Below are 25,630 nucleotides of genomic sequence, written 5' to 3' on the forward strand. Positions count from 1 at the left end.
GCCCCAAGGATCCGACCATGCCATCTCTGTTTGCTCGTGCAAAAAACCAGTCTGTATCGTGCATCGGCGCCTTATGGCTTGCCAGCGCAGCGGGTCCCAGCGTAGTGCAGCAGTATGTGTTTGCCCGCAGTACTGATTCCGGCATCGACAGCGGGGACGCAGGCTGGACGAGCAATCGCCCGCCAGGCACGCTGACCCAGGACTGGTATCCAGGTTCGGCAGAAGGCAGTACGGGCGCCACGCCGGTTTCGGGCCCCACGCATGACAGCACATTCCTGTCGAGCACGGGCCCGCAGCGCTTTGGCGCAGGCTTGAGCGCCAGCCCCGACACCATCTACCCCGATTTTCAGGTCAACTCCGGCCTTGCGAACAATACGGCCGCTGCGGCAATAGCCGCCCAGCAGTACATCGAGTTCCCGTTCACCACCGGCCCGATGCAGTATGCGGATGCGACAGCATCTGCGGCGTTGTTTTATGTCAATACGGTCGTCACGGCCAAGCGCTGAAACCTGAACAACAACGCACATCCGCGCGCCTTTGGCTATGCCGCTTACGTCGTCGACGCTGGCGGCAGTCCGGTCGGCACGCTGGTGCAGCAGATAGACGATGTCAGCACGGTGTCCGGTGGTGATTTCCAACTGGTCCCCCCCCCGGACGGCCCTGGCCCCGGCATCACGCTGCAACCCGGCACCCCCTACGCCTTGCGCTTTTACCTGTACCGCACGTCAGCCAATACCGATGGGCGCGCATCCTGGGACGACACCTTGTTCACGATGAGCCGCCAGACCTTGGCAGAAATCATCGTCAGTGCCAGCGCCGTCGCCGCCGTGCCCGCGGGCGCCCAGAACAACTACGGCTACAGCTTCAACGTCTACAACAACGGCCCCGACGCGACCCGCGCCGTCGTGTCGGACCCCTTGCCAACGACGGCCAATGGCGCAACCGCGAACTGGTCCTGCACATTGCAGCCTTCTGGCGCGCCTTGCACCACTGCTTCAGGCAGTGGTCCCATCAGCGCCGTGGTTCAAGCTTTGAATTCTGGCGACACCGCCGTCTATACCGTGACCTGGACTGGCCCGGGCAGCACGGCAGCCAGCACGCATACCGTGAACGCACAGCCCCAAGCAGGCAGCCCTGCCGATCCGATCAGCACCAACAACACGGCAGATCTCTCGCTGGTCCCCCCTTCCATCACAGCGCAGGACGATGGGGTGACCTTGACCAGCAACACCGCCAGCGCTGCAACGCCGGTGGCCACCAACGACAGCAGCACCGGTGGGGTGGTGGACCCGGCCTCCGTCACCCTCGTCACGCCACCCACGGCGGGCACCGTCAGCTGCACAGCCGGCGTTTGCACCTATGTGCCGCCTGCGGGTGGGCTGACCAGCCCGGTGAGCTACCAGTACAACATCTGCCTGGCAGCGCCCAACCAGGCGGTCTGCGCGACGGCCACCGTGCGCGTGTCCGCGCCGCCCAATGCCGTGGCGGCAACGCCCACACCAGTACCAACGCTGGGCGCATACAGTCTCTCGTTGCTGGCAGTGCTGCTGGGATGGTTCGGAATACGCCAGCGCCGCCACCGCTACACGCGTTGATGGCAAGGTCGCGTGCTCAGCGCGTGCCGCGCGACAGCGCCAGCAACACGCCAAAGCCGACCAGCAATCCACCAAACGCGCGGTCGATCCAGTGGCGCGTCGCCAATAGGCGGCTGCGCACAGCGCCCGCCGAGAAGCACAGCGCCACCAGGCTGAACCAGGCCATGTGCGCGACCGAAATAAAGAGGCCATAGCCCAGCTGCAGCGCCAGTGGCGTCTGGGGCTGCACCACCTGCAAAAACAGGCTAACCATGAAAACGGTGGTCTTGGGATTGAGCGCGTTGGTGAGAAAACCTGTGCGCAGCGCCGCCCTATCGGACAGCGGCGCGAGGGCCTCCTCGGCCGAAGCATTCGCAGGCTGGCTGCGCAGCATCTTTACCCCTAGGTAGACCAGATAGGCCGCGCCAAGCAGCTTGATCGCGTTGAAGAGCCACAGCGACTGCTGGATCAGCAGGCCCAGACCCAGCAAGGTGTAGGCCACATGGACCAGCACGCCCAAGCCAATGCCCACAGCGGTCAGCACGCCGGCGCGGCGCGACAGCAGCAGGCTGTTGCGCGTGACCATCGCAAAATCGGGCCCCGGGCTGATGACAGCGAGCAAGGTGATGGTGATAACAGCTAACAATTCGGTCATCGCGTATCCTGTGCAACAGTAACAACTACACGCATGGTGCCTGCAATACTGCGCCATGAAAAACGATGATTTCTGACAGCCATGGTGAGCCAGACTCACCATTCACTGACAGCCGCCTGCCCTCCTTGCTGGCGCTGCGCTGCTTTGAAGCCGCCGCCCGGCTGGAGAACTTCAGCCGCGCTGCAGACGAGCTGCACCTCACCCATGGCGCCGTCAGCCGCGCCGTGCGGCTGCTCGAAGACGAACTGGGCCTGGCGCTGTTCGAGCGGCGCAGCCGGCGCGTCTTTCTCACGGCGGAGGGCCGGGCACTGGCCCAGGCCGTGAGCCAGGGGCTGGATCTGATGCGCCAGGGCATTGCCGGTCTGCGCGCCCGCGCGCGCCAGCAGCGGCGCTGGGTGCTGTCCTGCGAGCCCACCTTGCTGATGCGCTGGCTGATTCCGCGCTGGCCGGATTTCCAGGCGCGCCATCCCAGGCTGGAGCTGCACCTGGTCGCCGGTGGCGGCCCCTTCTCCTTTGCCAGCGGTATCGACCTCGCTATTCGCCGGGATGACTTTGCCTGGCCCCCAGGCTGCCATGCCGAGCCCCTGTTTGCAGAACGTATCGGCCCGGTTTGCCGCCCGGACAAGCAAGCGGCCTGGTTCCGTACGGGCCCGCGCAGCGCGGCACTCCAAGCCAAGGCCGTGCCCTTGCATACCCGCACACGCCCTGGCGCCTGGCGGGACTGGTGCGCGGCCACGGGCCGGCCGCTGCCCGCAGCCACTGGGCAAAGCTTGGAGCATTTCTACTTCAGCCTGCAAGCGGCCATTGCCGGGCTCGGGGTCGCCATTGGCCCCTGGCATCTGGTGCAGGACGACATTAACCACGGTCTGCTCGTCGCCCCGCTGGGCTTTGTCGAGGACGGCTCGCAGTATTGCCTGCTCTCGCCCCATGCCTTGCTGCCAGGCAGTGTGCAGCACCACCTGCTGGCGTGGCTGCGATCCATGGCCTAGCCCGTTCGGGCCATGGCCATTCAGCGCGCATTGCCGGCAAGCCCCGGATGAACGCCATGGTCCTTGCATACAAAAAATCAATGACCAATCGCTGTTTTAGCAAAAGCTTCATCCGTTTTGCAAATTCAGACGATTGAATAAGGCAATAAAAATCTCCACTGTGATACCCATCGATTCCCATCACTCATTTGGAGATGCAGCATGCGCAAAGCCCACACCGTTAAAGACAAAGTCGTTCTGATTGCAGGGGGAGGCAAAAACCTCGGTGGCCTGATTGCCCGCGATCTGGCCGGCCAAGGCGCCAAAGCTGTAGCCATCCACTACAACAGCGCCGCCAGCCGTGATGAAGCACTGGCCACCGTGGCAGCGGTGGAGAAGCTGGGCGCCAAGGCCATCGCACTGCAAGGCAACCTGAACAGTGCAGCTGCCGTACAAAAGCTGTTTGCAGACACGGTGGCGGCACTGGGCCGCCCCGATATCGCCATCAACACCGTCGGCAAGGTGCTCAAAAAGCCGATGGTCGATATCTCCGAGGCCGAGTTCGACGAGATGTCCAATGCCAACAGCAAGGCGGCGTTTTTCTTTTTGAAGGAAGCGGGCCTGCACCTCAATGACAACGGCAAGATCGTCACGCTGGTGACCTCGCTGCTGGGGGCCTTCACCCCGTTCTACTCGTCCTATGCCGGCACCAAGGCACCTGTCGAGCACTACACCCGTGCAGCGGCCAAGGAGTTTGGCGCACGCGGCATCTCGGTCACTGCCGTCGGCCCCGGCCCCATGGACACCAACTTCTTCTACCCCGCAGAAGGGGCCGATGCGGTGGCCTACCACAAGACAGCCGCTGCGCTGTCGGGCTTCAGCAATACGGGCCTCACGGATATCGAGGATGTCGTGCCCTTCATCCGCCATCTGGTCACCGATGGCTGGTGGATCACCGGCCAGACGATCCTGATCAACGGCGGCTACACCACCAAGTAAAAGACGCTGGCTGGGGGCCTGCCGCGCGCTGCATGGCAGGCGCCCGGGAGCAGCGCTGGCGCCGGCCTGGGTCGCAACGCGGGCTTGGTCTTGCGGGGCTGAGGCTAGGGCTATGGCCCGCCACAAAACGCGGTGTCGCTGATGCCTATCCCTGTCCCTCCACGGGCAATGGGTTTGCAGCGCCAGTCTTGCTGTGCACCAGCGCCGCCATGATTCCTAAATCTTTGAGAGCTTCTATATGCATGTACTGATGGTCACGGGCGGGGGCCTGCTGCTGCTCGCCGTGTTTGTGCTGTTTGGCTGGCTGTGGTCGGCCAGCACGGCAGGCATGGTGGTGGCGGCCAAGCTGTTCATGCCGGTGTGGCTGCTCATTGCCTGCACCAATATGTGGGTCGGCGTCACCCAGGCGGGCTACAGCGTACGCGACGAAGCGCTGATCCTGCTCATCGTGCTGATGGTGCCAGTGCTGCTGGCCGCCTTTGTCACCCGCATCCTCTCGCAGGCCTGAGGGCCTGCCAGCCACTGCAGAACTGCCATGCCGATAACTCCCGCCTTCTCCCATCCCTTGCTGCGCCAGCGTGACGGTCACCACGCCCGCGTGACCTATGAAGAGCTCTTCTTTGACCTGGTCTATGTGTTTGCCGTCACCCAGCTGAGCCATGAGCTGCTGCACCATCTGGGCTTCATGGGCGTGGCACAGACCTTGGTGCTCTGGTTTGCCGTCTGGCTGGGCTGGCAGTACACCTGCTGGGTCACCAACTGGTTCGACCCGCAGACACCCCGTATCCGCGGCATGCTGTTTTCCACCATGCTGCTGGGCTTGCTGATGGCCTCCAGCATTCCCGAAGCCTTCGCCGAGCGCGGGCTGGTCTTTGCGCTGGCCTATGTGGCCATGCAGGTGGGACGCACCGCGTTCATCTGGTCGCAGCTGCCGGCCTGGCACCCGCTGGCACACAACTTCCGCCGCATGCTCGGCTGGGTCTGTATTTCTGCTGTGTTCTGGATTGCGGGAGGGCTGGCGGACCCGCAACTGCGCCTGCTTTTGTGGTTGGTGGCCGTGCTGTGCGAGTATGTGTCACCGATGTTCGGCTTTGCGCTGCCGGGCCTGGGCCGCAGCCAGACGCAGGACTGGACCATCGAGGGCGGCCACATGGCCGAGCGCTGCCAGCTGTTCGTGATCGTGGCACTGGGCGAGACGCTGCTGGCCAGCGGCGCCACGCTGGCCGATACCAAGACCTGGCAGTGGGATGTGCTGATGGCGCTGGGCGCCACCTTTATCGGCACCTTGGCGATGTGGTGGCTGTACTTTGGCACCTCCAGCCAGGATGCCACCGAGGCCATCACCCGCGCCGCTGATCCGGGCCGCATTGGCGCCTACTTCCACTATGTGCACGCCATTTTGATCGCCGGGGTGATTGCCTCTGCGGTGGGCAACGACCTGGTGCTGGCACACCCCCATGCGCTGGCTGCGGCGCCGCAGATCGCCATCTTGCTCGCCGGTCCCGCCATCTACTTGCTGGGCAGTGCGATCTACAAGAAGACGGTCTATGGCGCGCTGCCCGCATCGCACTGGCTGGGCGCATTGATGCTGCTGGTGCTGGTGCCTCTGGGCCAGGTCTGCAATCTGTTAGTGCTGGGCTGGTTGACGACCCTGCTCATCCTGGGTGTGGCGCTGTGGGACACCCATGCGGCCAAGCGTCGCCAGCGCCTTGGTACGGTCACCGAGCATGGCCACCACTAGGCAGTGCCATCTATAAGAAGACGGTCTATAGCGCGCCCCCCGCGTCGCACTGGCGGGGCGCCTTGATGCTGCTGGTGCTGGTGCTGGTGACTCTAGGCCAGGTCTGCAATCTGTTGGTGCTGGGCTGGCTGACGACACTGCTCATCCTGGGCGTGGCGCTGCGGGACACCCATGCGGCCAAGCGTCGCCAGCGCCTTGGTACGGTCGCCGAGCATGGCCACCACTAGGGGCCCTGTGCAAAAGCCCCCGCATTGACCTGGGCACGGGAGCGGGCGACAGTGGCATGCGCCCGATCGTGCAAGCCCTCGCTGGGCCAAGCACACAGGCTCGCCAGCAAAGGATGCGTTGGGGGTGGGATGCCGCCCCCTGCCCAACTGCTCGTCAGCGGTTTTGCAGCGTCTGCCCCGTTGCAAGCAGCCCACCCGCGCCTCGGCCAGCGCTGAGATCGGCACGGCCCCCTCAGGACTGGAAATAGGTAACATTTTTTGTTATCCAATTGCTCTATAAAGCTCAAGAAATTTAAAACATACCAAAGACATTTAAAAAAAACCAGCGAAAAGCGACCAAAACAGGCGTACTTATAGAGCCAAACCCCGTTTTCGCAGGCGTTGTGAAGCTCCTATCATGGATGCTGGAGTTAACATTGATTTAAAACAAACAAGCAAGACACCAGACCCCATGTGTGACAATTGACAACCGTTAAAGGTGTATCAAGGTTCTACAGAAGCTATGAGCAATGCAGATATCCAGTCTCCACATGTGTTGATCGTGGACGATGATCCAGACCAGCTACGTTTGCTGGTCGCCGCATTGCGCAATACCTCCTACCGGGTCAGCGTCGCGCTCAATGGCGACCAAGGCTATGCGCGGGCTGCGGTGCTGCTGCCCGATTTGATCTTGCTCGATGTGCGCATGCCTGGGCGCAACGGCATCACGATCGCGCGCCTGCTCAAGACCAACCCGGCGACCCAGCACATTCCGATCATTTTTCTGTCGGCCCTCATCGAGCAGGACGACCGGCTCTCGGGCCTGCGCGCCGGTGGCGTGGACTACATCACCAAGCCCTTTTTCGTCGAAGAGATCCAGGAGCGCGTGCGCATCCACCTGATGCTGGCCCGGCACAACCTGCCGCCAGGCCAGGATGGGCCGGACGGGCAGGCAGACGGAGCCGCCGCGCCGCCAAGCCAGTCTCCGGCCAACCTCACGCTCAAGCAGGTGGCGACCGAATACATTTTGGGCAATATCCAGAATCCCGAGTTGAAAAGCTCGGACGTCGCCGCCAGCCTGGGCCTGTCCATGCGGCGCCTGAACATGGTGTTCGAGTCCAGCGACGGCCTGTCGGCCTTTGAATTCATCCGCCAGGAACGCATGCGCCGAGCCGCGCTGATGCTGGCCCAAAGCACCTTGAGCATTGCCGATGTGGCGCTGGAAGTGGGCTATCTGAACTCGGCCAACTTCTCCACCGAGTTCAAGAAGTTCTGGCAAAAATCGCCCACCCAATTGCGCAGCGAATGCCAGGCCGATCCCCAGGTGCTGCAAAACCTGGTCGCTTCCAAGTTCCGTTGAGGCCTGGGCCCTACCCACCTCGGCATCGGTGACCTGCACCCGTGGCCTGTGCTACCTGACTCTGCGCATCATCAAAACCATGGACATACCTGCTCCGCCTTCGCCATTCGCTGACCCAAGCAGCGCTACTGCCAGCAATCCACCCGCTGCGATGAAACGCGGCCGGGAGATGCTGCCCCTGGTGCGCCGCGCCACCGTTGCGCTCGTGCTTTTCTGGCTCTGCCTGGTGGCAGGTCTGGGCTGGTGGCTATCGCAGCGCGTGGCCACGCAGTGGACCCAGAGCCAGGCCTCCAGCGCCGCCTACGAAGCCGAGACCACGGCGCGCGTGGTCGACCGGCTTTTTACCCAGATGGTGAGCGTGGCCAATATGGTGGCCAGCCAAAGCCAGGTGATTGAGCTGGCCACGCGCTACCGCGAGGACCCGCCAGGCCTCGAAGCGCTGACCCGCCAGCAGCGCGCGGCCCAGTTCACCACCGACCCGCTGGTGCGCAAGGTAGGCGACTTCATGGACGCGCTGGGGGCCGACCTGCGCTATGCCCGCATCTACCAGAACAACCTGTCCGACGACACGATCACGGCCAGCAACTGGGCTGCACCCGACAGCATCGTCGGCATGATCTACTCGGGCCGCATCTACCTGAACAATGCCTTGCGCGATGGCAGCGGCCATTCCTTTGGTATTGCGCGCATCAACAAGACCCCATCCTACTTTGTCGCCAGCCGCATCGACGATGCCCAGGATGTCGTGCAGGGCTCCGTCACCGTCAAGTTCGATGCGCCCGATATGGCGCACTACCTGACCGGCCGGCATATTGCGCTGATCGTCAACCGCCAGGGGCGCGTGACCACCAGCTCGTCCGAGCCCTTCATGCTGCGCAATGTGGCGGCCATGCTGCCCGCCGGCGTGCTGCACCCCTCGGACGATGAGGACGGCGAAGAACTCGGTGATGCCATGGACATCCAGCCCATCGCGGCCAAAGGCATGGAGGGTCAATGGCTGATCGACGGCACGCCTTATGTGATGAAGCGCCAGCCGCTGAACAACCGGCAATACCAGCTGCTGACCCTGGCGTCGCTGGAGCCCCTGGCGGCCATCCGCGAGCAGCACCTGTGGACCGCCATTTTGGTCGCCGCTGTCGGTACGGTATTGATCCTGCTGTCCTGCCATATCCTGGGCCAGATGGTGGTGCGCCGCCAGGATGAGAAGTACGCGGCCATGGTCACGTCGGCCCTGAATGCCGACCTGAGCACGGCGCTGAGCGATGCCCAAACCAAGGAGCGCCAGAAGGTGGAAGTGCTGGGCTATATCGGCCATGATCTGCGCGCGCCGCTCGCAACGATCAAGGGCTATTCGGATCTGCTACTGACAGAGGCCCCGGACAAGCAGCAGGGCCTGGTCAAGACCATCCAGCGCAGCGTCAAGTACCAGTTGGACCTGATCGACGAGCTGCTGGAATATGCCAAGTCCGAGCTGCAACCGCTGGCGGTGCGCCCCGCGCCCCTCGATCTGCAGGCGCTGTTGGACGACATCTCCGACTACGCCGTCTCACTGTGCTCGCAGCAGAACAACCACTTCCACAGCCATGTCAGCGGCGCCCTGCCCCGGCGCATGGCGATGGACGGCAAGCGCCTGCAGCAGGTGCTGCTGAACCTGGTGTCCAACGCCGCCAAGTTCACCCGCGATGGCGTCGTGACCTTGTCGGTCAACGCCCGCCAGGACGGCGAGTTCTGCGTGCTCCATGTGGCCGTGGCCGACACCGGCATCGGCATCGACCTGGCCCAAAAGCCCGATATCTTTGATGCCTTCCAGCAAATCCAGGCCGAGGGCGGCAGCACGGGCCTGGGCCTGTTCATCTCGCAGCGCATTCTGATGGCGATGGGCGGCAGCCTGGAGGTGAGCAGCGCCGCCGGCCAGGGCACCACATTTTCCTTTGAGCTGTCCGTGCCGATCATCGACGGCGGCGGCACAGCGGCCCCTGCGCTGGCGGGGCAGCCCGCACGCGCAGCGCTGGCGCCCGTCACTGCGATAGCCACCCCCGGCGATGCCGCACTCGATGAGCTCGCCGAGCTGGCCCTGCATGGGCGCCTCACCGATATCGAAGGCTGGATCAACCGCCACACCGAGCACAGCGTCCATGCGCTGTTCACCGCCCAGCTGCTGGACCGGCTCGAGCAATTTGACTTTGCCGGCATCCACCAACTGGCGCTGCGCAGCAAGCGCGGCGCCAGCAGCGCGCCGCACTGATTAGGAGCAGCGGGGCTGGCAGCGGCTGGGCAGGCGCTCAGCCCTGCTGGCCGCGCTGCGTCCAGCGGCTGCTGAGGGCCCGGGCCAGCCAGTCGAGCACAAAGCCGAGGCAGCCGATGACAACGATGCCGGCCATCAGCTCGTCATAGGCCAGGCGGTCGCGCGTGTCCAGCACAAAATAGCCCATGCCGCTGGAGACGCCCAGCATCTCGGCGGGCACCAGCACAATCCAGCCAATGCCCACCGCCAGCCGAAAACCGGTGAGGATATGGCTGATGCAGCCGGGCAGCACCACGCGGGCAATGGTCTCCCAGCGCGTGGCCGACAGGCTGTGCGCCAGCCGCATCCAGGCCGGGTCGAGCGCAGCCACACCAGCGGCGGTGTTGAGCATGATGGGCCAGACGGTGGCAAAGCTGAGCAAGAAAATCACCGGTGCCTCGCCCACGCCCAGCGCCATCACCGCCAGCGGCATCCACGACAGCGGCGAGACCATGCGCAAGAACTGAAAAGTGGGCCCGCTGATGCGCGCAAAGAGCGGCGACAGCCCCAGACACAGCCCCAGCGGCACACCGATGGCCAGCGCCAGGGCCAGCGCAATGGCAATGCGCTCCAGGCTCATGCGGATATGCGGCCACAGCTCGCCACTGCCCAGCAGATGCACCAGCGCCTGGAGCCCGGCCTGCGGCGCAAAGGCGGCGCGGATGGCCTCAACATCGGACAGATGCCGGGCCGCCACCGCCCACAGCGCCAGCGTGATGGCCATGCCCAGCAGCGGCCAGGCCAGGCGCGCCGCCCAGCGTTTGCCAGCCTGCATCATGCGGCGATCACTTCCTTGCGGCTGAAGTCATCGGCATGGCCAAAGGCCTTCAGCCCACCCACCTGGCTGAGCGCCTGCTTCACAAAGCGGTCATCGACCAGGTCCTTGGCAGCAAAGGCCGGGTCCAGCTCGCGGATAAAGTCCACATTGCCTTCCATCAAGGTGCCCTGCATGGCCTTGACCAGCTCCTGCGTATAGCTGGGGAAGGGATAGGGCTGGAAATCGATGCGGCGCTGGTTCCACTCGGGGTGCTGCAGCACGCCCTTGGCGCGGTACTGCTCGAAGTCCTTCAAGTCAAACACCTTTTGCAGCACCGGCAGCGGGTGCGGCGTGTACTTGTTGGCGCCGTCCTTGGACATCAGCTCGGCCGTCTCGCCCATGTGGTCGCGCGTCCACAGCTGCGCCTTGACGATGGCCGTGGTCACGCGCTGGGCCCATTCGGGGCGCTCGGCAATGTCGCGCTCGGACAAGGTCACCAGGCAGCAGGCATGGTCCTTCCAGATATCGCCCAAAAAGCGCGCCACCTTGCCCACGCCCATGGTCTCGGCCACCGCATTGAACGGGTCGGCCACGATAAAGCCGGACACCGATTTGGAGGCCAGCGCAGCGACCATCTCGGCGGGCGGCACGATCACCAGGTTCACCTCCTTGGCGCCCAGCGCCGTGCCCTTGGGCTTGCTGACCGGCGTGAGCCCGTTCTTGCGCAGCACCTGCTGAATGAGGATGTTGTGGATCGAGTACCAGAACGGAATCGCAAACGTGGTGCCCGCCAGATCGGCCACGCTGTTGATGTGGGGGGCCACCGTGATGGCCGAGCCGCTCATATGGTTCCAGGCCACCACCTTGGCACCGAACTTGGAGCCATAGCGCACCGACAAGGTGGTGGGCGAGAGCAGGTGCACCACGTTCACCTGGCCGGCAATAAAGGCCTCGATCAGCTGCGCCCAGCTGCGAAACAGGCGCGGCTTTTCCGCCTGCAGGCCCTCGGCCTCAAACAGCTTGCGGCTGTGCGCCACAAAGAACGGGGTGGCATCGGTAATGGCCAGGTAGCCGATGCGCACCGGCACATCGTCGCCCTTGAACTTTTGTGCGAAGGCATCGCCCGCGCGCAGCCAAGGCGTGGCCGCTGCGCCGCTGATGGCGGCAATGCGCAGCCAGTCGCGCCGGCTGATGCCGCAGTCGCAGTGGCTGGAGGCGCAAATGTGTTGGTAAGTCATGGTTCTCTCTCCTCGTCGTTGGGGGGTGTCTCAGGTCTGTCAGACGGCCGTGGCCTGCCCGCGCAGGCTTTGCAATGCATGCAAGATCTCCAGCCGCATCGCAGCGACGCGCTCGTCGTCCATGCGCCGTGGGTGCGGAATGTCGATGCGCCAGCTCTGCACAATGCGGCCAGCGCCGGCTTGCACATCGGGTGTGCTGCCCATCAGCAGCACCCGGTCTGCCACCAGCAGGGCCTCGTCGATATCGTGGGTGACCAGGAGCGCGGCGGTATGCCAGCGGTGCACGACCTCCACCAAGAGAGCCTGCATGTCGCTGCGGGTGAGCACATCGAGCGCCGAGAAAGGCTCATCGGCCAGCAGCAGGCGCGGCTCGCGCGCCAGCGCCCGGGCCAGCGCCGCCCGCTGGGCCATGCCGCCCGAGAGCTGGGCTGGAAAAAGCTTTTCCTTGCCGCGCAGGCCCACGGCCTCGATGCTGGCCTGCACGCGCTGCGCAATCACCGGTTGCGTGGCCTGGGGCTGGTGCTTGAAGTCCAGGCCAAAGGCCACGTTGTCCTGCACATTCAGCCAGGGCAGCAGGCTGGCCTGCTGGAACACCACGGCCGCGCGCGGGTGCGGCGCCCGCAAAGGCGCATCGAGAAACTGCAGGGTTCCCGCATCGGGCGGCTGCAGCCCCGCCAGCGTGCGCAGCAAGGTCGATTTGCCGCAGCCACTGCCGCCCAGCAGCGCCACAATCTCCTGGCTGTCGATATCGATATCGATACCGGCAAACACCGGCTGACCGGCCCGGTAGCCATAGGCCAGGCCCCGGCCCTGCAAGGCCTGGCGGGGTGCAAGGGCTGCCGTCATGCCGACACCTGCGCGGCATGCTGGGCCAGCTCGCCCTCCAGCTGCGTCAGGCTGGGCGTGACGATCGGGATAAAGGCCGACTCGCGCCAGCGGCGGCCAAAATCGGGCTGCTGGTCCTGCAGATAGGCGCGGCCGCCGGTGGCTTGCAGCTCCAGCTGCAGCGCTTGTTGCACCAGGCCCGCCAGGCGCATGCGCAATGCAAACAAGGGACTGACATCAGCAACCCAGCGGTCACCCAGCACACCGTCCAGCAGCTCGGCCTCGATTTGGCTCAGCAGCGTCTGCGCCTCCACCACCCGTCCGTGCAAGGGGCCACGCGCGCCACCCCCCTGGGCAGCGGCCTGCAGCGCGGCCCGCGCCAGGCCGATCGACAGCGCGCATTGCATGCCCAAGAAACCTGGGCGCGCGGCCTTCAGGTAGGGCGGCCCGGCCTGGGCCAGCAGCGCATGCGCTGGCACCGCCACCTGGTTCAGCTGCAGCGCAGCGGTATTGCTGGCGCGCATGCCCAGCAGGTCCAGATCGGGCGAGCGCACCAGGCCAGGCAGCCCGCTCTCCAGCGCCATCACCATCGGCAGACCGCCGCCTTCGGGCTGCACGGCCGCAGCCACGACAAAACCCTGGCTGCGCACGTTGGAGACCCAAGGCAGCACGCCATCGAGGCTCCAGCCTTGCGCCTGTGGCTTGGCCTGCACCTGCAAGGCCTCGATGCGCGAGAGGAACTTGATCACATTGGAGAGGCCCACTGCGCCCGCGATCTCACCGCGCAGCAAGGCATCCCAACAGCGCTCGCGCGCGGCCTCATTGCCGCTGGCTTGCAGGTAGTGGATAAAGGCGCGCTGGCTCCAGAACACAAAGGCCGTCGTCAGCGACAGGCTGGCGACCTCCGCGATTGCTGCAATCGCATCGCGCACATCACCGCCATGGCCGCCTTGCGCGACCGGCAGGCCAGTGCGCAGCAGGTCATGGTGGGCCAGCATCGGCAGCACGGTGCTGGCCAGCTCGGCCTGGGTATCGAGCACATAGGCGCGCTGTGCGATATCGGTTCTTGCGCTGTCGGTCAGCAAGGGAGAGGAAGTGCTCATCGTGTTGGGAGGCCCGCATGGTCGTCTCAGACACACCGGCTGCCGCAGCCCGCCCAGGAGAGCGGTTGGAGAGCACCCGTCGCATGGTCAGTCGCCGGACCGGCAAAAAGTCATGGTGGGAGCGCGGGCAGGCCCCGCGCGAGGATGCTGCAGTCTAACGCAACTGCCTTATAGGCTTATTTGACCAATCGCAGCTGCATCACACTCACGGCGCCGTCAAGGCCTGGGCGCGCAGCCATTGCTCGCGCATCTGCGCCTCCAGCGCCAGCAGGCTCTCGGGCGAGCCGCCGCCGCCCACGGCCTGGATCTCTTGCAGCTGCTGCTGAACCTCGGGCTTGGCCAGCAGCTGGGCGATGGCCTGCTGCAGTTCGCGGTTGGCGGCGGGATCAGAGTTGGCAGCGGCCCAGAGGATGAAGTGGTCGTAGACCGCCAAACCGGCCAGCAAGGCGTGGGCGCCCAGCGTGGGCCAGGTAATGCCATCGAGGCTTTGCGGATGGGCCGGGTCGGCCGTGGTGCCCAGCACCCGCAGCTGGCCGCGCCGCACTGCGGTGGCTACGCCATTCACAGGCGCCAACACCAGCTCCACCGCATGCGCCTTCGTCACCACATCGGAGTCGGAGTACCTGCCGGGGAAGACCACGCGCTGCAGGTCCACGCCGCTGCGCGCCAGCAGCTGGGCCAACGCCAGCTGCCCGATCCAGCCATCCTCACCCGTGCCCACCCGCAACCGGCCCGGGTGGGCACGGGCGTAGGCCAGCAGATCATCGGTGCTATGGATGCCCAGCGCATCGGCCTGGGTGCTGTCGATGGCCAGCACCATGGGCTGCGACGCGACCAAGGTCACCGGCTGCAGCGATCGCAGCGCCGTATCGATGGGAGGCCCCTGGTGCAGGCCCGGGATGCCGCCGCGCGGAAGGGTCATGGCCGTAAACAGCAGCTGGCGGTTGCCGCCTTGGGCAGCCAGCCGTTCGTAGTCGGCCACGCTGGCATCGGGCAGATGTGTCACCTCGACCTGGCGGCCCAGCAGCGCCGGCAAATGGGCGGCCAGCATCTGGGCATAGTGGCCATTGCGGCCACCGGCGGGCGATGGCACGGTGATCTGCAGCGGCAGTTGCGCCTGCGGCGCGAGCCATTGGCCGGCATCGTTCATCAGGCCATAGCGGATGGCCCACTGCCCGGCAGTCGATGGATTGCGCACCAGTGCCTCAGCCACCCAGTAGCGGCCCATGCGCCAGTACTGCCGGACCATCGGCCACGCGTCTTGCCAGCCGGGCGGCCGCCAGTCATTGGCAAACGGCGCCGCCACCACCGCATAGCCATGGCGAAACCGGCGCGCCTCGTGGAACTGCGGCGCAATCGCCCACTGGCCGCGCGCATTCTGGTAGCCCCAGCGACCGCTCGCAGCATCCAACACGGGGCGCAGCGCCTCGCCGCCCTGGCTGCGCTGCAGGCGCTGCCAGCGGCACACCCGGGGCGTTCGGGCGTCGCGCAGCAGGCGCAGCCCGGCGTTGCTGCACAGTTGGATGCGGCGCTGCGCCGTCGCATCGGGCAGGTCGCCAAAGATGAACGGAATCACCATGCGCCCTTGCGGATCGATCAGGCCTGAGCCGCCCGAGCCGGGCGTGATGATCTGCTTTTTGTAGTCCATCCAATGCGCGGTCGTTATATCGCTGGGCGGCACCGGCGCCAGCCAGCGGCCCCGGGCATCGCGCAGGCCCGGCTGCGCATACACCAGGTCCAGCTGGAGGTCCGAGGGCAAGGGCTGGGCATTGTCCGGCCTCAGATAGGCGAGCGCATCGGCGGAGAACACCACATTGGTGGTGCTGCCGTCGCAGGTGAGCGGCGGCACGGCCCAATGGCCCTGCGCATCCAGGCGCCCATAGGCGGTGGTGGCCTCCAGTGTGCCCCCTGGCTTGTGCTGCACCAGCCAGACCTTGGTAGCGGGCTGCAGCACCTTGTTGACGCTGGAGTTGCTGATGGATTCGACCCGCACCACCTGCCAGCGGCCATCGCACAGGCTGCGCGCGGACGGTGCCAGAAACAGCGTGCGGCCATCCAGGGCATCGAACAAAGCGGGGGCCAGTGCCGTGTCGGGGTCGGGGTTCAGGCTGAGCCAGCGCAGGCGATCGACCAGGCGGGGATCAAAGCGGATCTGGAACATGAAGATCTCTGCCCAGGGTGGCGCAGACGACGACACCGGCTGCATCTGCCAGTGCTGCTGCATCGGCATGGCGCGCTCGGGGTGGGCATACAGATCCTGGTAGTCGGGCGGCGCAGCCTGGGCGCAAGCGAGGCCCAGGCTGAGTGCCAGCAATCCCAACCAGGCACGCAAGACTTGCAAGGCGCTCATACCGAGCCCCTGGCCCGCCGCCTGGGCACGGGTCGCTGCTGCGGTATGCCGCCGCTGGAAGGATGCAGAGGAAAGAGCATGGCAGCCATGGACTAAAAGGGATACAGCGCCAAAGTATCCGCTTTTTCTTCTGCCGCCCGGCGGCAACCGTCCCAAGAAAAAACCCTGGGTGGCGCTGCGCCTCCTCCCAGGGCTTTTCAAGCTGCTTGGCCGCTCTAGGCCGGCGCCGTCTCCAGCGCTGGCTCGCCCAGGCTCAGCATCAGCCGGTTGGCCCAGTTGAAGAAGGCGGCGCCTTGCAAGGCATCGGCAATCGCATAGTCATCCAGCCCGGCCTGGCGCAGGCCATCGATATGCGAAGCATCCAGCGCCAGCGGCGTCTCGGTCAACGCAACCGAGGCGGCAACAATCGCGTTCCAGCGCGGCCCCAGATCGGCCTGTACGCCGTCATCCAGCAGCTTTTGCACATCGTCTTCGCGGCGCGAGAAATGCGAGGCAAAGCGTGCATGCACCGATGCGCAGTAAATGCAGCCGTTGAGGCGAGAGGTGGCGGCAGCGGCCAGCTCGCGCTCGGCGCGGGGCAAGCCTGCCTCGGGGTTGTAGAAGATGTCCTTGTCGGTGCGGGTGCGCGCGCCCAGGGTGTCGGGATCGCGCGCCAGCAGCCGAAAGTACGGCGATTTGGCGCGCGATGCATCGACCAGGCCTTCGATATGGCGTGGGGTCAGCTCGGCTTCGGGCAGCGGCTCGATCCAGGGCAGCCAGTCCAGTTGGGCCTGGGTAAAGACCTGGGGCGCGGTGCTGTTCGGGTAGTTCAATGTGTGCTTGCTCATACCGCGCTCTCCTCGGCGGTGGGTTGTTGGGCAGATGCCGCTGGAGCAGGATGCGCCTGCAACAGGCGCAGGCCCGCCACCACGCGGATCTGAAAGGCCAGGAACGACACCAGCTGCGACAGCACCACGAGGTCGGTCTCGCTCCAGCCGGCATCGAGCAAGGCCTGCAGATGCGCGGGCTGGGCATCACGGGGGTGGAAGACCAGCAGATGTGCATGCGCCAAGCCAGCGGACAGACGCTCGCCCAGCACGGCACGGCTCTGCGCGCCCACGGCGTAGACCGGGCCGGCCTGGTCTTCGGCGCTCAAAGGGCCTTGCGGGTACTGGCCATAGGGCCCCCGGGCCAGGCCTTGCGCCACTTCGGCGTCAATGGCTTTGCCCAGCGCCAGGCTGGCCTGGGCCGCCAGCGCATCGCGGTAAAAGCGCTGCACCTGCGGCTGCTGGTGCAGGCCGGCCACAAAGGCGGCGACGGCCAGGCGCTCTGCCAGCGGCCAATCGCTGCTGAGCGGCGCGCGCGGCGCCAACAGCGCCAGAAAGCTTTGCTGGGCCTGCTCGCGCGCCTGCAGGCGGTGGCGGCGCACGGCATCCAGATGGCTGCCCGGCGCTATGCCGGCGAGCTGGTCAATCACATCATCGCCAGGCGATGGGTTCCATGCAGAAGTCATAACGTCTTCACTCCAAAAAATCAGGCCAGCGCCGGTACTGGCAGGGGATAAGAGGCGGCCGCCGGTGGCACCAGTGCATCCTCGCGCTGCCAGCCCAGCGCCGGCGCCACGTACTGCGCGGTCAGCGCAATCGAGCGCAGGATGTCGGCATGCGGCGGGTCGATCGAATGCACCTGGAAGGAGATATCGGTCGCCCGCGCCAGCGCCGTGTCAGCGCGCAGCGAGGCAATCACCTCATCGGGCTTGCCCACATGTACGTCGTAGGCGGCCAGCAGCTGCGCCAGCGGTGCATCCGGTCCCCACTGGCTGGCCGGGCCGCCCGGGTTGGCAGCGGCTGCACGCGCCAGGCTGCGGCGCAGGCCCAGCTCGGCCAGCTGCAAGGCACGCTGGCGGTCCTCGGCCACAAACAGGGTGCGCGATCCCAGGATGCGCGGCGCAGCACCTGCCGGCAATGCCGCCAGGTAGGTGTCGATCAAGGGGTTCTGGATATCGGCCAGGCTGGCATGCGGTGCCTCGGCGCTGCGCGGCTGGGTGCGTGACAGCATCAGCCCGTCGCCAGCCAGGCCGGCGCGCTCGGCGCCGGCGGCCGAGAACGTGGCCTGCCAGATGCGCGACAACAGCTGCGGCCCTGCTGGGTAGAGACGATCGCCGCCGGGCAGCGGCAGCCCCGCCCAGGCATTGCGCAGCACGGCCAGGTGCTGCGCATAGATGCGGGCGCGGTCGTCGCTGCGCAGGCCAAAGGCGCTAAAGGATTCGGGCGTGCCACCGGTGCCCACGCCAAATTCCAGCCGGCCGCCCGAGAGCAGATCGAGCACCACCGCGTCTTCGGCAACGCGGATCGGGTTTTCCATCGGCAAGGTGACAATGCCGGTGCCCAGGCGGATGCGCTGGGTGCGCGCGGCCACATGGCTCAGAAACACCAGCGGTGCTGGCAGGCCGCCTTCGGCTTCATGAAAGTGGTGCTGCGCGACCCAGGCGGTGTCAAAGCCATGGGCCTCGGCATGCTGGATCTGCGCGGTCACCAGGCGGTAGCGCTCGGCGGCGCTGGCCTGGTCCAGCAGGCGGCTGAAAAAGCCCAGGCGTTTTCTAGGCGGCGAGTGCGGGGAGAGGCTCTGGTTCATAGGCATGCTTTTTTCCGGGGATGGCGGCGATCAACTCGCGCGTATAGGCACTGCCGGGGCGCGAGAACACCTCGTCCACCGGCCCGGCATCGACCTGGCGGCCGCCCTGCAGCACCGAGACGGTGTCGGCAATCTGGCGCACCACGGCCAGGTCGTGCGAGATAAAGAGATAGGTCAGTTGCAGCTCGCGCTGGAGCTGGTCGAGCAAGGCCAGAATCTGCGCCTGCACCGTCACATCGAGGGCGGACACGGCCTCGTCGAGCACCAGCACGCGGGGCTGCAGAATCAGCGCCCGGGCAATGGCCACGCGCTGGCGCTGGCCGCCCGAGAGCGCACGCGGCCGGCGTGTCAGCACCGCTTGCGGCAGGCCTACGCGCGCCAGCATGTCGTGCACGCGGCGCTCGCGCTCGGCAGCCGCCAGGCGCTCAAAGTTCAACAGCGGCTCTTCGATGATCGCGTAGATGCTCTGGCGCGGATCGAGCGAGCTGAACGGGTTCTGGTAGACCAGCTGCACGGTTTTGCGGAACTGGCGCAAGGCCTCTCCGCGCAAGGCCGTCACATCCACGCCCTCCACCATGATGCTGCCCGATGTGGGCTTGCCAAAGCCGACCACGTCGCGGATGGTCGTGGTCTTGCCCGAGCCGGACTCGCCAACGATCGCATGCGTGCTGCCCCGTGGCACGTCAAACGAGATGCCATCGACCGCGCGGAACAGGCCGCGCTGGCCGGCCACCGCAAAGTCATGCACAAGGCCCTGCACCACAATCGCCGGCTCGGCATCCACGATCCGTGGCGCGCGTACCGGCATATGGCCCAGCGATGGCGCATCGGCCAGCAACTGGCGCGTGTAGCCGCTTTGCGGATTGCGCAGCACATCGGCCGTGGGCCCCTGCTCCTGGATGCGGCCGGCCTGCAGAACGACCAGGCGGTTGGCGCGGTCGGCGGCCACACCCAGGTCGTGCGTCACCAGCAGCACGGCGGTGCCAAACTCGCGGCGCAGGTCGTCGATCAGATCGAGAATGCGGCGCTGCACGGTCACATCGAGTGCGCTGGTCGGTTCATCGGCAATGATCAGCGCTGGCTGGAGCGCAATCGCAATGGCGATCAGCACGCGCTGCTTCATGCCGCCCGAGAGCTCATGCGGAAACTGGCGCGCGCGCAGCTCGGGCTGCGACAGCCCTACCTTGTGCAGCAGCTCCAGCACGCGCTGGGCAATCTGCTTTTTGTCGCGCCAGCCATGCAGGCGCAGCATCTCGCCCACCTGGTCGCCCACGGTGCGCACCGGGTTCAGCGAAGTGGTCGGGTCCTGCGGAATCAAGCTAACCACCTTGCCACGCAGCGCCTGCAGCTGGCGCTGCGACCAGCCTGCCACGTCCTGGCCGTTGATGCGGATGCTGCCGGCCTGCAGCCGGCCGTTGTCGGCCAGCAGGCCCATGATGGACTGGGCGGTGGTCGTCTTGCCCGAGCCGGACTCGCCCACCAGGGCCAGCACCTCACCGGCGGCGATGGAGAACGAGACCTCGTGCACGGTGCGCTGCTCGGCCTGGCCATCGTGGTAGGCGATCGACAGGTTCTCCACCTGCAAAACGGGAATGGCAGTGTCCATCATGCGCGCCTCCGGGTCAGATCGGCGCTGATATGGTTGGCCGCCAGCACCACCGCTGCCACCAGCAGGCCGGGCGCTGCCGTCAGCCACCAGGCGGTGGAGATATAGTTGCGGCCTTCGGCAATCAGCAAGCCCCATTCGGGCGTGGGCGGTGGCGCGCCATAGCCGAGAAAGCCCAGGGTGGAGATGGCCAGAATGGCCGAGCCAAACTGCAGCGCCGCCAGCGCGATCACCGAGGTCAGTGAATTGGGCAGCACATGGCGCCAGAGCACAGCCGCAAAGCGCCCGCCACTGCCCAGCGCTGCCTCCACGTAGTCTGAGCGGCGCACCCGCACCACTTCCGAGCGCAGCAGGCGCGCAAAGCTGGCCACCGATACGACCCCCACGGCCAGCGCCGCGTTCACCGTGCCAAAGCCCAGGATGATGATCACCGACAGCGACAACAGCAGCGAGGGCACCGACAGCAGCACATCGACGATGCGCATCACCACATCCTCCACCCAGCCGCCCGTAGCGCCTGCGACCAGGCCCAGCAAGCTGCCCAGCACCAGGCCCACGCTGACGGCCACAAAGGCGCCTCTGAGCGAATGCACCGCGCCATAGACCAGGCGGGCATAGCTGTCGCGCCCCAGCGCATCCGTCCCCAGCCAGTGGGCGGCACTGGGCGCCTGCAGCTGCTGGCCGGCCATGCCCAGCACCGGGTTGTGGCTGGTAAACAGGCCCGGTGCGATGGCCCACAAGGCCACCAGCGCCAGCACGCCCCAGGCCAGCAACAGGCCCAGCGGTGCGGCGCGCAGGCGCTGCAAGGCGGCAGCAAAGATCGCAGCGCGGCGCGGCGCGGCAAGCCGCTGCGGCGGCGCCTGCACCGCCGCACTGGCAGCGCCACGGGCTGCGCCCAACAGGGCCGGCTCGGCGGCCAGGGCCCCCAGGCCGGCGGGTGATGAAGTGCTTGCAGACATGGTCAAACTCCCAAACGGTTGCGCAAACGCGGATCGAACAGCGGGTAGAGCAAGTCCACCACCAGATTGATCAAAACAAAGGCGGTGGCCGAGATGACCACGACCGCCTGCAGCACGGCGCTGTCCTGGTTGCCGACAGCCTGCTGCGTGAGGCTCCCCAGGCCATTGAGCCCAAAGACGGCCTCGGTCACGACGGCGCCGCCCAGCAGCTCGCCAAACAGCACGCCGGCCATCGTCAGCATCGGCAGTGCAGCGTTGCCGGCCACATGGCGCAGCAACACCCACAGGCGCGGCGCGCCCTTGGCGCGGGTCACGGCCACAAAGGGCTGGGTCAGCACCTCGTCCACATTGCGCAGCAGGATCTGCGCCAGCGGCGCGGCAATGGGGATCGCCAAGGTCAAGGTCGGCAGCGCCAGGCCCTGCCATTTACCGGGGTTGATCACGGGGATCCAGCCCAGGCGGAACGAGACCAGCTGGATCAGCACAATGCCCAGCCAGAACACGGGCACCGAGACAAACACCGAAGGCAGCGCATAGAGCGCGCCGCGCAGCCAGCGCCAGGGTGCCAACTGGGCCAGCAGCGCCAGCACCAGGGCCAGCACCAGCGCCAAGGCAAAGCCCAGGCCCGCCAGCCGCAAGGTGGGCGGCAGGCTGGTGGCCAGCCCCTGGCTGACCGGCACGCCCGCCTGCAGCGAGTAGCCAAAGTTGCCGCTGACAAAGCCCGTCAGGCTGTGCCAGTACTGCTGCCACGCGGGCTGGTCCGCGCCATAGGCGGCGCGGATGTCGGCCACCTCCTGCGGGCCCAGGCCCAGCTCGGGGCTCAAGAACTTGATCAGCAGCGCATCGCCCGGCAGCAGCTGCAGCAGCACGAAGGACGCGGTGAACGCCGCCCACAGCACCAAGAGCGCCTGGGCACTGCGCCGGGCCAGGTAGGGATAGAAGGACATCGGGATGCTCCTTGCCGCTCAGCGGGGCTGCGCCTTAGCGCTTGGCCAGCCAGGTGCTGTAAAAGCTCGGGCGCCCCACCGCCTCAAAGCCCACCTCGCGCACCCAGGGGGCTGCGGCAAAGGCCTGCGGCTCTTCAAAAATGGGGATCACATAGGCCTGGTCGATCAGGTAGTTCTGCACCTCGGCCGTCAGCGCCAGGCGCTTTTGCGTATCGGTCTGCGCGGCAATCGCCTCCAGCAAGCCATTGAGCTGCGGATCGACAAAGCCCTTGACCTTCTGGCTCACGCCGCCTTGCTGCAGCAGCACGTTGCGGTTGGTCGGGTAGTAGTTGCTCTTGATCACATCGGGATCGGCGCGGCCCACCATGCCGGGGGCGACCGGGGTTTTTTCCGGGTCCAGGTTGTCGACAACGCGCACGCCGGCATCGCCACTCAGCACCTGCAGTTTGACCCCCACCTTGCCCCACTGCTGGGCCACCAGTTGCAGGGTTTCCTTGTTCTGCGGCTGGGGCAGCGAGTCATAGGCAGCCAGCACCAGCGCGCGGCCGTCCTTTTGGCGGATGCCATCGGGCCCGGGCGTCCAGCCCGCGCTGTCAAGCAGCTGCTGGGCCTTTTGCGGGTCGTAGGCCAGCTTGCCCGCCAGGTTGACATAGCCCTGCGCGCTGGCCGCGATCACCGAGGTGGCCTGCGGGTAGTTGTGCGAGAACAGGGTCTGCACGACCTCCTGGGTATTGGTGGCGTGCAGCAGCGCCTGGCGCACTTTCAGATCTGCCACCAGCGCGTTGTCGGGGCGGAAAACAATGCTGTTGTTCACGCCACGTGTGGACGGCGCGTAGATGACGAACTTCTGCTCCTCCACCCGCTTTTCGTCATAGGCCTGCACCTGGCGGATCACACCGGCCTGGCCCGACAGCAGCGCGCCAATGCGCACGCTGTCCTCCGGTGTCACGATAAAGCGCACTTCATCGAGCCACGCGCGGCCCTGGTGCGCCAGCTGCGCAGGGCCCCAGTTGTAGTCCTTGCGGGCCGACAGCAGCAGCTCCTTGCCCAGCGTTTCGCTCGCCACCACAAAGGGGCCCGAGCCAATGATCTTGGTCGCGTCACCCAGTTCGTCAAACGGGCGCTCCAGCGTCTGCAGTGCCACCAGGCCCGAGCCGATCACCGAGGTGCCCTGCAGGAAGCCCGGCGAGGGCTTGCTGAAGTAGAACTTCACCGTCAGCGGGCCCAGCACCTCGCTGCGTTCGTAGTTGTTGATGACTTCGGACACCGGCAGCTTGAGCGCCTTGTTGCCGCGCCCATAGGTGTCAAAGTTCTTGGCCACCGCTGCTGCATCCAGCGGCGTGCCGTCGGAGAAAGTCACGCTCGGGCGCAGCTCGAAGGTGAACTCGGTGGCCGTGTCGTTGATGGTCCAGCTCTTGGCAATCCAGGGCTGGATCTCCAGCGTCTTGGGGTCCTGGTAGGTGAGCTTGTCGGTTATCTGGTTGAGCACGCCGCCGTTGGGGTAGAAGCCACCGGCTGGCGGGTAGAGGTTGGTATGCGCCTGCTGCTCCAGGTACACCAGCGCGCCACCGCTGGCGGGGCCGTTATCGGCTTTGGCGTCCGCCACACTCTCGGTCTTGGAGCAGGCCGACAGCAGCCCACCCAGCGCCAACCATGCCGCAGTCCATACCGTCAGTTTCTTGAATTTATTTGCTTTCACCACCACACACCACCCTCGCTAACCATCGGGCAACCTTGCCTGCACCGGCGCGCCAACCGCGGCCACCGGCCAGCAGCACCTTTGTTGAAAATGCCGCCATCTGGGTTTGTCATGCTAGGCATTTGGCGCGTGGCGAGAAGGTATTTTTCGGAGCATCGATATGCGCAAACCAAGGAAGCGCGCGGCCACCAGGCCCGCTGCCGCATAGAGGGTTTGCGCATAAGCACATGCGCAGCGGCTGCATATGCACATGCGATCTGCGCAGTTCACGCGCAGGCTCTCAACACCAACAATGGTCTTCGGCATGCATCACCTCCCGCCGATGCAGCACATTTCCAAGAGACTCCATGAGTGCAAGCCCTGCTACCTTGAATGACTACCTGGCTGAAAAGCGCGGCGCCGTGTTGGCCCGCGATGCCCAGATCGATGCCGGCACGGCCCAGGCCACGGCCCTGCGCGCCAGCGTGAGCGCCGAAGGGCGCAGCGGCGTGCGCCGCATCCGTATCCGCGAGCACCAGGTCATCAGCGACAGCCCGCCGAGCTTTGCCGGCTACAACCTGGGGCCCAGTTCGCCCGAGCTGCAGCTGGGTGTGCTGGGCAGCTGCGTCACCCATATCTTTCTGATCCAGGCATCGGCGCAGCAGGTGCCGCTGACCAGCCTGGAGGTGGAGGTGAGCGGCGTGATCGACCCGCGCGCGGGCAAGCCCGGCCACGAGGCCACGCCGGTATGGCCCCACGACATTGCCTACACCGTGCATATCGACTCGCCCGCGCCGCGCGCCGACATCGATGCGCTGTTTGCCGCCGTCGAGCAGACCTGCCCAATCCTGAACCTGCTGCGCCAGCCGCAGACCATCCGCGCCACCGTCGAGCACAGCGATTCGCTGGCCCAGACACACAAGCAAGCGGCCTGATTCCCCTCCTCCCCTTTTACGGATATCTCCCATGGCACTGACACTTGACCACATCGTGATCGCGGTCCACGACCTCGACAAAACCATTGACGACTACGCGGCCCTTGGCTTTACCGTTGTGCGCGGCGGTGAACACCCCGGCCGCCCCACCCACAATGCGCTGGTGGTGTTTGAGGACGGCGCCTATTTCGAGCTGATCGCCTGGCGCAGCCCCGCGCCGCAGGACCGCTGGTGGCAGCTGCTGGACCAGCATGGCGAAGGCATCATCGACTTTGCGCTGCTGCCCACCAGCACCGCCGAGGTGATTATTGCGGCCAAGGCGCGCGGCCTGGAGTTGCAAGGCCCGCTGGATGGCGGCCGCCTGCGCCCCGATGGCGAAAAGCTGCAATGGCAGACCGGCCGCCCGCACACGCATGACCTGCCCTTCCTCTGCGGCGACATCACACCACGCAAGCTGCGCGTGCCCGAAGGTGAAGTGCGCCAGCATGCCAACGGCGCCACCGGTGTGGCGCGCCTGACCGTCGCCGTCAGCGACCTGCTGCAAAGCCTGGAGCGCTACCGCGCCTTGCTGGGCGATGGCGCGCACATCCACGCGGCTGACGGCGGCAGCAGCGCCACGATTGCGCTGGGCAACAGCGTGCTGGAGCTGACGCAGACGGCGCCGCAACTGCAGAGCAAGGGCGAAGGGCCGTTCGTGATTGCGCTCAAGGGTGGCACGGGCAGCTGGGACCAGGCTGCTGCCAAGCTGGCGCATGGGGCAGCCATTGCGTTTGAGAAAACGGAGCCGGCGAGCAAGGCCAACAGCAGCCTGGCCACCGCCTAAGCTGTCAAG

24 protein-coding genes and 1 pseudogene are annotated in these 25,630 nt (G+C 66.0%); 12 read left to right on the forward strand and 13 right to left on the reverse strand.

Annotation, left to right across the window (positions count from 1 at the left end):
* Window positions 1–17 precede the first annotated feature (17 nt).
* Both F0Q04_RS19860 and F0Q04_RS19865 read left to right on the forward strand, forming a co-directional pair.
* Window positions 18–506: a hypothetical protein gene (locus F0Q04_RS19860; RefSeq protein ID WP_182343086.1), complete on the forward strand. Its 489-nt coding sequence runs from the start codon at window positions 18–20 to the stop codon at window positions 504–506.
* 84 nt (window positions 507–590) lie between these two features.
* Window positions 591–1,595 carry an IPTL-CTERM sorting domain-containing protein gene (locus F0Q04_RS19865; RefSeq protein ID WP_182343088.1) on the forward strand — a complete coding sequence of 335 codons (1,005 nt, stop codon included), beginning with the start codon at window positions 591–593 and terminating at the stop codon, window positions 1,593–1,595.
* 16 nt (window positions 1,596–1,611) lie between these two features.
* Here F0Q04_RS19865 and F0Q04_RS19870 read toward each other — a convergent pair whose 3' ends face one another.
* The gene (locus F0Q04_RS19870; protein WP_182343090.1) at window positions 1,612–2,229 is read right to left on the reverse strand and encodes a LysE family translocator; all 618 of its coding nucleotides are present in this window, start codon (window positions 2,227–2,229) and stop codon (window positions 1,612–1,614) included.
* Between the two features lie 65 nt (window positions 2,230–2,294).
* On the opposite strand from F0Q04_RS19870, the gene F0Q04_RS19875 reads away from it, so the two are divergent.
* The 8 genes and pseudogenes from F0Q04_RS19875 to F0Q04_RS24360 all read left to right on the forward strand — a co-directional run bounded on the left by F0Q04_RS19875 (window position 2,295) and on the right by F0Q04_RS24360 (window position 9,748).
* Window positions 2,295–3,218: a LysR family transcriptional regulator gene (locus F0Q04_RS19875; RefSeq protein ID WP_182343092.1), complete on the forward strand. Its 924-nt coding sequence runs from the start codon at window positions 2,295–2,297 to the stop codon at window positions 3,216–3,218.
* A 201-nt stretch (window positions 3,219–3,419) separates the two neighbouring features.
* Complete coding sequence (locus F0Q04_RS19880) at window positions 3,420–4,196, forward strand: SDR family oxidoreductase (RefSeq protein WP_116927160.1); 777 nt, start codon at window positions 3,420–3,422, stop codon at window positions 4,194–4,196.
* Between the two features lie 238 nt (window positions 4,197–4,434).
* Entirely contained in the window at window positions 4,435–4,704 is a 270-nt protein-coding gene (locus F0Q04_RS19885; protein WP_116927159.1) for a hypothetical protein, read from the forward strand.
* Between the two features lie 27 nt (window positions 4,705–4,731).
* Entirely contained in the window at window positions 4,732–5,937 is a 1,206-nt protein-coding gene (locus F0Q04_RS19890) for a low temperature requirement protein A (protein ID WP_182343094.1), read from the forward strand.
* A 62-nt stretch (window positions 5,938–5,999) separates the two neighbouring features.
* A complete protein-coding gene (locus tag F0Q04_RS19895) occupies window positions 6,000–6,164 on the forward strand; it encodes a hypothetical protein (RefSeq protein WP_182343096.1) in 165 nt (54 codons plus the stop codon).
* A gap of 502 nt (window positions 6,165–6,666) precedes the next feature.
* Window positions 6,667–7,503 (forward strand): response regulator, encoded by an 837-nt coding sequence (locus F0Q04_RS19900; RefSeq protein WP_116927157.1) that lies wholly within the window; start codon window positions 6,667–6,669, stop codon window positions 7,501–7,503.
* Window positions 7,504–7,654: 151 nt separating this feature from the next.
* Window positions 7,655–8,962 (forward strand): annotated as a pseudogene (locus F0Q04_RS24355) (histidine kinase dimerization/phospho-acceptor domain-containing protein); the annotation flags it as partial.
* 27 nt (window positions 8,963–8,989) lie between these two features.
* Entirely contained in the window at window positions 8,990–9,748 is a 759-nt protein-coding gene (locus F0Q04_RS24360) for an ATP-binding protein (protein WP_420093989.1), read from the forward strand.
* Window positions 9,749–9,785: 37 nt separating this feature from the next.
* Here F0Q04_RS24360 and F0Q04_RS19910 read toward each other — a convergent pair whose 3' ends face one another.
* From F0Q04_RS19910 to F0Q04_RS19965, 12 genes are all read right to left on the reverse strand, one after another.
* On the reverse strand, window positions 9,786–10,565 hold the full coding sequence (locus tag F0Q04_RS19910; protein WP_232539415.1) for an ABC transporter permease: 780 nt from the start codon (window positions 10,563–10,565) through the stop codon (window positions 9,786–9,788).
* Window positions 10,562–11,782 carry an ABC transporter substrate-binding protein gene (locus F0Q04_RS19915; RefSeq protein WP_182343100.1) on the reverse strand — a complete coding sequence of 407 codons (1,221 nt, stop codon included), beginning with the start codon at window positions 11,780–11,782 and terminating at the stop codon, window positions 10,562–10,564. Before F0Q04_RS19915 ends, F0Q04_RS19910 begins: the two co-directional genes overlap by 4 nt.
* A 39-nt stretch (window positions 11,783–11,821) precedes the next feature.
* On the reverse strand, window positions 11,822–12,628 hold the full coding sequence (locus F0Q04_RS19920) for an ABC transporter ATP-binding protein (RefSeq protein ID WP_116927154.1): 807 nt from the start codon (window positions 12,626–12,628) through the stop codon (window positions 11,822–11,824).
* Window positions 12,625–13,710: an acyl-CoA dehydrogenase family protein gene (locus F0Q04_RS19925; RefSeq protein ID WP_182343102.1), complete on the reverse strand. Its 1,086-nt coding sequence runs from the start codon at window positions 13,708–13,710 to the stop codon at window positions 12,625–12,627. Before F0Q04_RS19925 ends, F0Q04_RS19920 begins: the two co-directional genes overlap by 4 nt.
* A gap of 205 nt (window positions 13,711–13,915) precedes the next feature.
* On the reverse strand, window positions 13,916–16,060 hold the full coding sequence (locus tag F0Q04_RS19930; protein ID WP_182343104.1) for a tripartite tricarboxylate transporter substrate-binding protein: 2,145 nt from the start codon (window positions 16,058–16,060) through the stop codon (window positions 13,916–13,918).
* Between the two features lie 215 nt (window positions 16,061–16,275).
* A complete protein-coding gene (locus F0Q04_RS19935; RefSeq protein WP_409935172.1) occupies window positions 16,276–16,887 on the reverse strand; it encodes an alkylhydroperoxidase domain protein in 612 nt (203 codons plus the stop codon).
* Window positions 16,884–17,552 (reverse strand): CMD domain protein, encoded by a 669-nt coding sequence (locus F0Q04_RS19940; RefSeq protein ID WP_182343106.1) that lies wholly within the window; start codon window positions 17,550–17,552, stop codon window positions 16,884–16,886. Before F0Q04_RS19940 ends, F0Q04_RS19935 begins: the two co-directional genes overlap by 4 nt.
* A gap of 20 nt (window positions 17,553–17,572) precedes the next feature.
* Window positions 17,573–18,679 (reverse strand): putative FMN-dependent luciferase-like monooxygenase, encoded by a 1,107-nt coding sequence (locus F0Q04_RS19945; protein WP_232539416.1) that lies wholly within the window; start codon window positions 18,677–18,679, stop codon window positions 17,573–17,575.
* Window positions 18,639–20,282: a dipeptide ABC transporter ATP-binding protein gene (locus tag F0Q04_RS19950; protein ID WP_182343108.1), complete on the reverse strand. Its 1,644-nt coding sequence runs from the start codon at window positions 20,280–20,282 to the stop codon at window positions 18,639–18,641. Before F0Q04_RS19950 ends, F0Q04_RS19945 begins: the two co-directional genes overlap by 41 nt.
* Window positions 20,279–21,238 (reverse strand): ABC transporter permease, encoded by a 960-nt coding sequence (locus F0Q04_RS19955; protein WP_182343110.1) that lies wholly within the window; start codon window positions 21,236–21,238, stop codon window positions 20,279–20,281. The genes F0Q04_RS19950 and F0Q04_RS19955 overlap by 4 nt, the downstream gene beginning before the upstream one ends.
* Before the next feature lie 2 nt (window positions 21,239–21,240).
* A complete protein-coding gene (locus F0Q04_RS19960) occupies window positions 21,241–22,185 on the reverse strand; it encodes an ABC transporter permease (protein WP_182343112.1) in 945 nt (314 codons plus the stop codon).
* Between the two features lie 34 nt (window positions 22,186–22,219).
* Window positions 22,220–23,884, reverse strand: coding sequence for a TIGR04028 family ABC transporter substrate-binding protein (locus tag F0Q04_RS19965; RefSeq protein WP_198424336.1), 1,665 nt, complete (start codon window positions 23,882–23,884; stop codon window positions 22,220–22,222).
* 347 nt (window positions 23,885–24,231) lie between these two features.
* On the opposite strand from F0Q04_RS19965, the gene F0Q04_RS19970 reads away from it, so the two are divergent.
* Window positions 24,232–24,798: an OsmC family protein gene (locus F0Q04_RS19970; RefSeq protein ID WP_182343116.1), complete on the forward strand. Its 567-nt coding sequence runs from the start codon at window positions 24,232–24,234 to the stop codon at window positions 24,796–24,798.
* 31 nt (window positions 24,799–24,829) lie between these two features.
* Window positions 24,830–25,621, forward strand: a complete 792-nt coding sequence (locus tag F0Q04_RS19975) for a VOC family protein (RefSeq protein ID WP_116927145.1) — start codon at window positions 24,830–24,832, stop codon at window positions 25,619–25,621.
* Window positions 25,622–25,630 lie beyond the last annotated feature (9 nt).

It is taken from the genome of Comamonas koreensis (genome assembly GCF_014076495.1).
GTDB classification, from domain to species: Bacteria; Pseudomonadota; Gammaproteobacteria; order Burkholderiales; family Burkholderiaceae_C; genus Comamonas; species Comamonas squillarum.

What these genes read in the sequence shown, in the direction of transcription:
- F0Q04_RS19860 (WP_182343086.1), top strand. Translation starts at nt 18, where the DNA reads ATGCCATCTCTGTTTGCTCGTGCAAAAAACCAGTCTGTATCGTGCATC.
- F0Q04_RS19870 (WP_182343090.1), bottom strand. Translation starts at nt 2,229, where the DNA reads ATGACCGAATTGTTAGCTGTTATCACCATCACCTTGCTCGCTGTCATC.
- F0Q04_RS19875 (WP_182343092.1), top strand. Translation starts at nt 2,295, where the DNA reads ATGATTTCTGACAGCCATGGTGAGCCAGACTCACCATTCACTGACAGC.
- F0Q04_RS19880 (WP_116927160.1), top strand. Translation starts at nt 3,420, where the DNA reads ATGCGCAAAGCCCACACCGTTAAAGACAAAGTCGTTCTGATTGCAGGG.
- F0Q04_RS19885 (WP_116927159.1), top strand. Translation starts at nt 4,435, where the DNA reads ATGCATGTACTGATGGTCACGGGCGGGGGCCTGCTGCTGCTCGCCGTG.
- F0Q04_RS19890 (WP_182343094.1), top strand. Translation starts at nt 4,732, where the DNA reads ATGCCGATAACTCCCGCCTTCTCCCATCCCTTGCTGCGCCAGCGTGAC.
- F0Q04_RS19900 (WP_116927157.1), top strand. Translation starts at nt 6,667, where the DNA reads ATGAGCAATGCAGATATCCAGTCTCCACATGTGTTGATCGTGGACGAT.
- F0Q04_RS19910 (WP_232539415.1), bottom strand. Translation starts at nt 10,565, where the DNA reads ATGATGCAGGCTGGCAAACGCTGGGCGGCGCGCCTGGCCTGGCCGCTG.
- F0Q04_RS19915 (WP_182343100.1), bottom strand. Translation starts at nt 11,782, where the DNA reads ATGACTTACCAACACATTTGCGCCTCCAGCCACTGCGACTGCGGCATC.
- F0Q04_RS19920 (WP_116927154.1), bottom strand. Translation starts at nt 12,628, where the DNA reads ATGACGGCAGCCCTTGCACCCCGCCAGGCCTTGCAGGGCCGGGGCCTG.
- F0Q04_RS19925 (WP_182343102.1), bottom strand. Translation starts at nt 13,710, where the DNA reads ATGAGCACTTCCTCTCCCTTGCTGACCGACAGCGCAAGAACCGATATC.
- F0Q04_RS19930 (WP_182343104.1), bottom strand. Translation starts at nt 16,060, where the DNA reads ATGAGCGCCTTGCAAGTCTTGCGTGCCTGGTTGGGATTGCTGGCACTC.
- F0Q04_RS19935 (WP_409935172.1), bottom strand. Translation starts at nt 16,887, where the DNA reads ATGAGCAAGCACACATTGAACTACCCGAACAGCACCGCGCCCCAGGTC.
- F0Q04_RS19940 (WP_182343106.1), bottom strand. Translation starts at nt 17,552, where the DNA reads ATGACTTCTGCATGGAACCCATCGCCTGGCGATGATGTGATTGACCAG.
- F0Q04_RS19945 (WP_232539416.1), bottom strand. Translation starts at nt 18,679, where the DNA reads ATGCCTATGAACCAGAGCCTCTCCCCGCACTCGCCGCCTAGAAAACGC.
- F0Q04_RS19950 (WP_182343108.1), bottom strand. Translation starts at nt 20,282, where the DNA reads ATGATGGACACTGCCATTCCCGTTTTGCAGGTGGAGAACCTGTCGATC.
- F0Q04_RS19955 (WP_182343110.1), bottom strand. Translation starts at nt 21,238, where the DNA reads ATGTCTGCAAGCACTTCATCACCCGCCGGCCTGGGGGCCCTGGCCGCC.
- F0Q04_RS19960 (WP_182343112.1), bottom strand. Translation starts at nt 22,185, where the DNA reads ATGTCCTTCTATCCCTACCTGGCCCGGCGCAGTGCCCAGGCGCTCTTG.
- F0Q04_RS19970 (WP_182343116.1), top strand. Translation starts at nt 24,232, where the DNA reads ATGAGTGCAAGCCCTGCTACCTTGAATGACTACCTGGCTGAAAAGCGC.
- F0Q04_RS19975 (WP_116927145.1), top strand. Translation starts at nt 24,830, where the DNA reads ATGGCACTGACACTTGACCACATCGTGATCGCGGTCCACGACCTCGAC.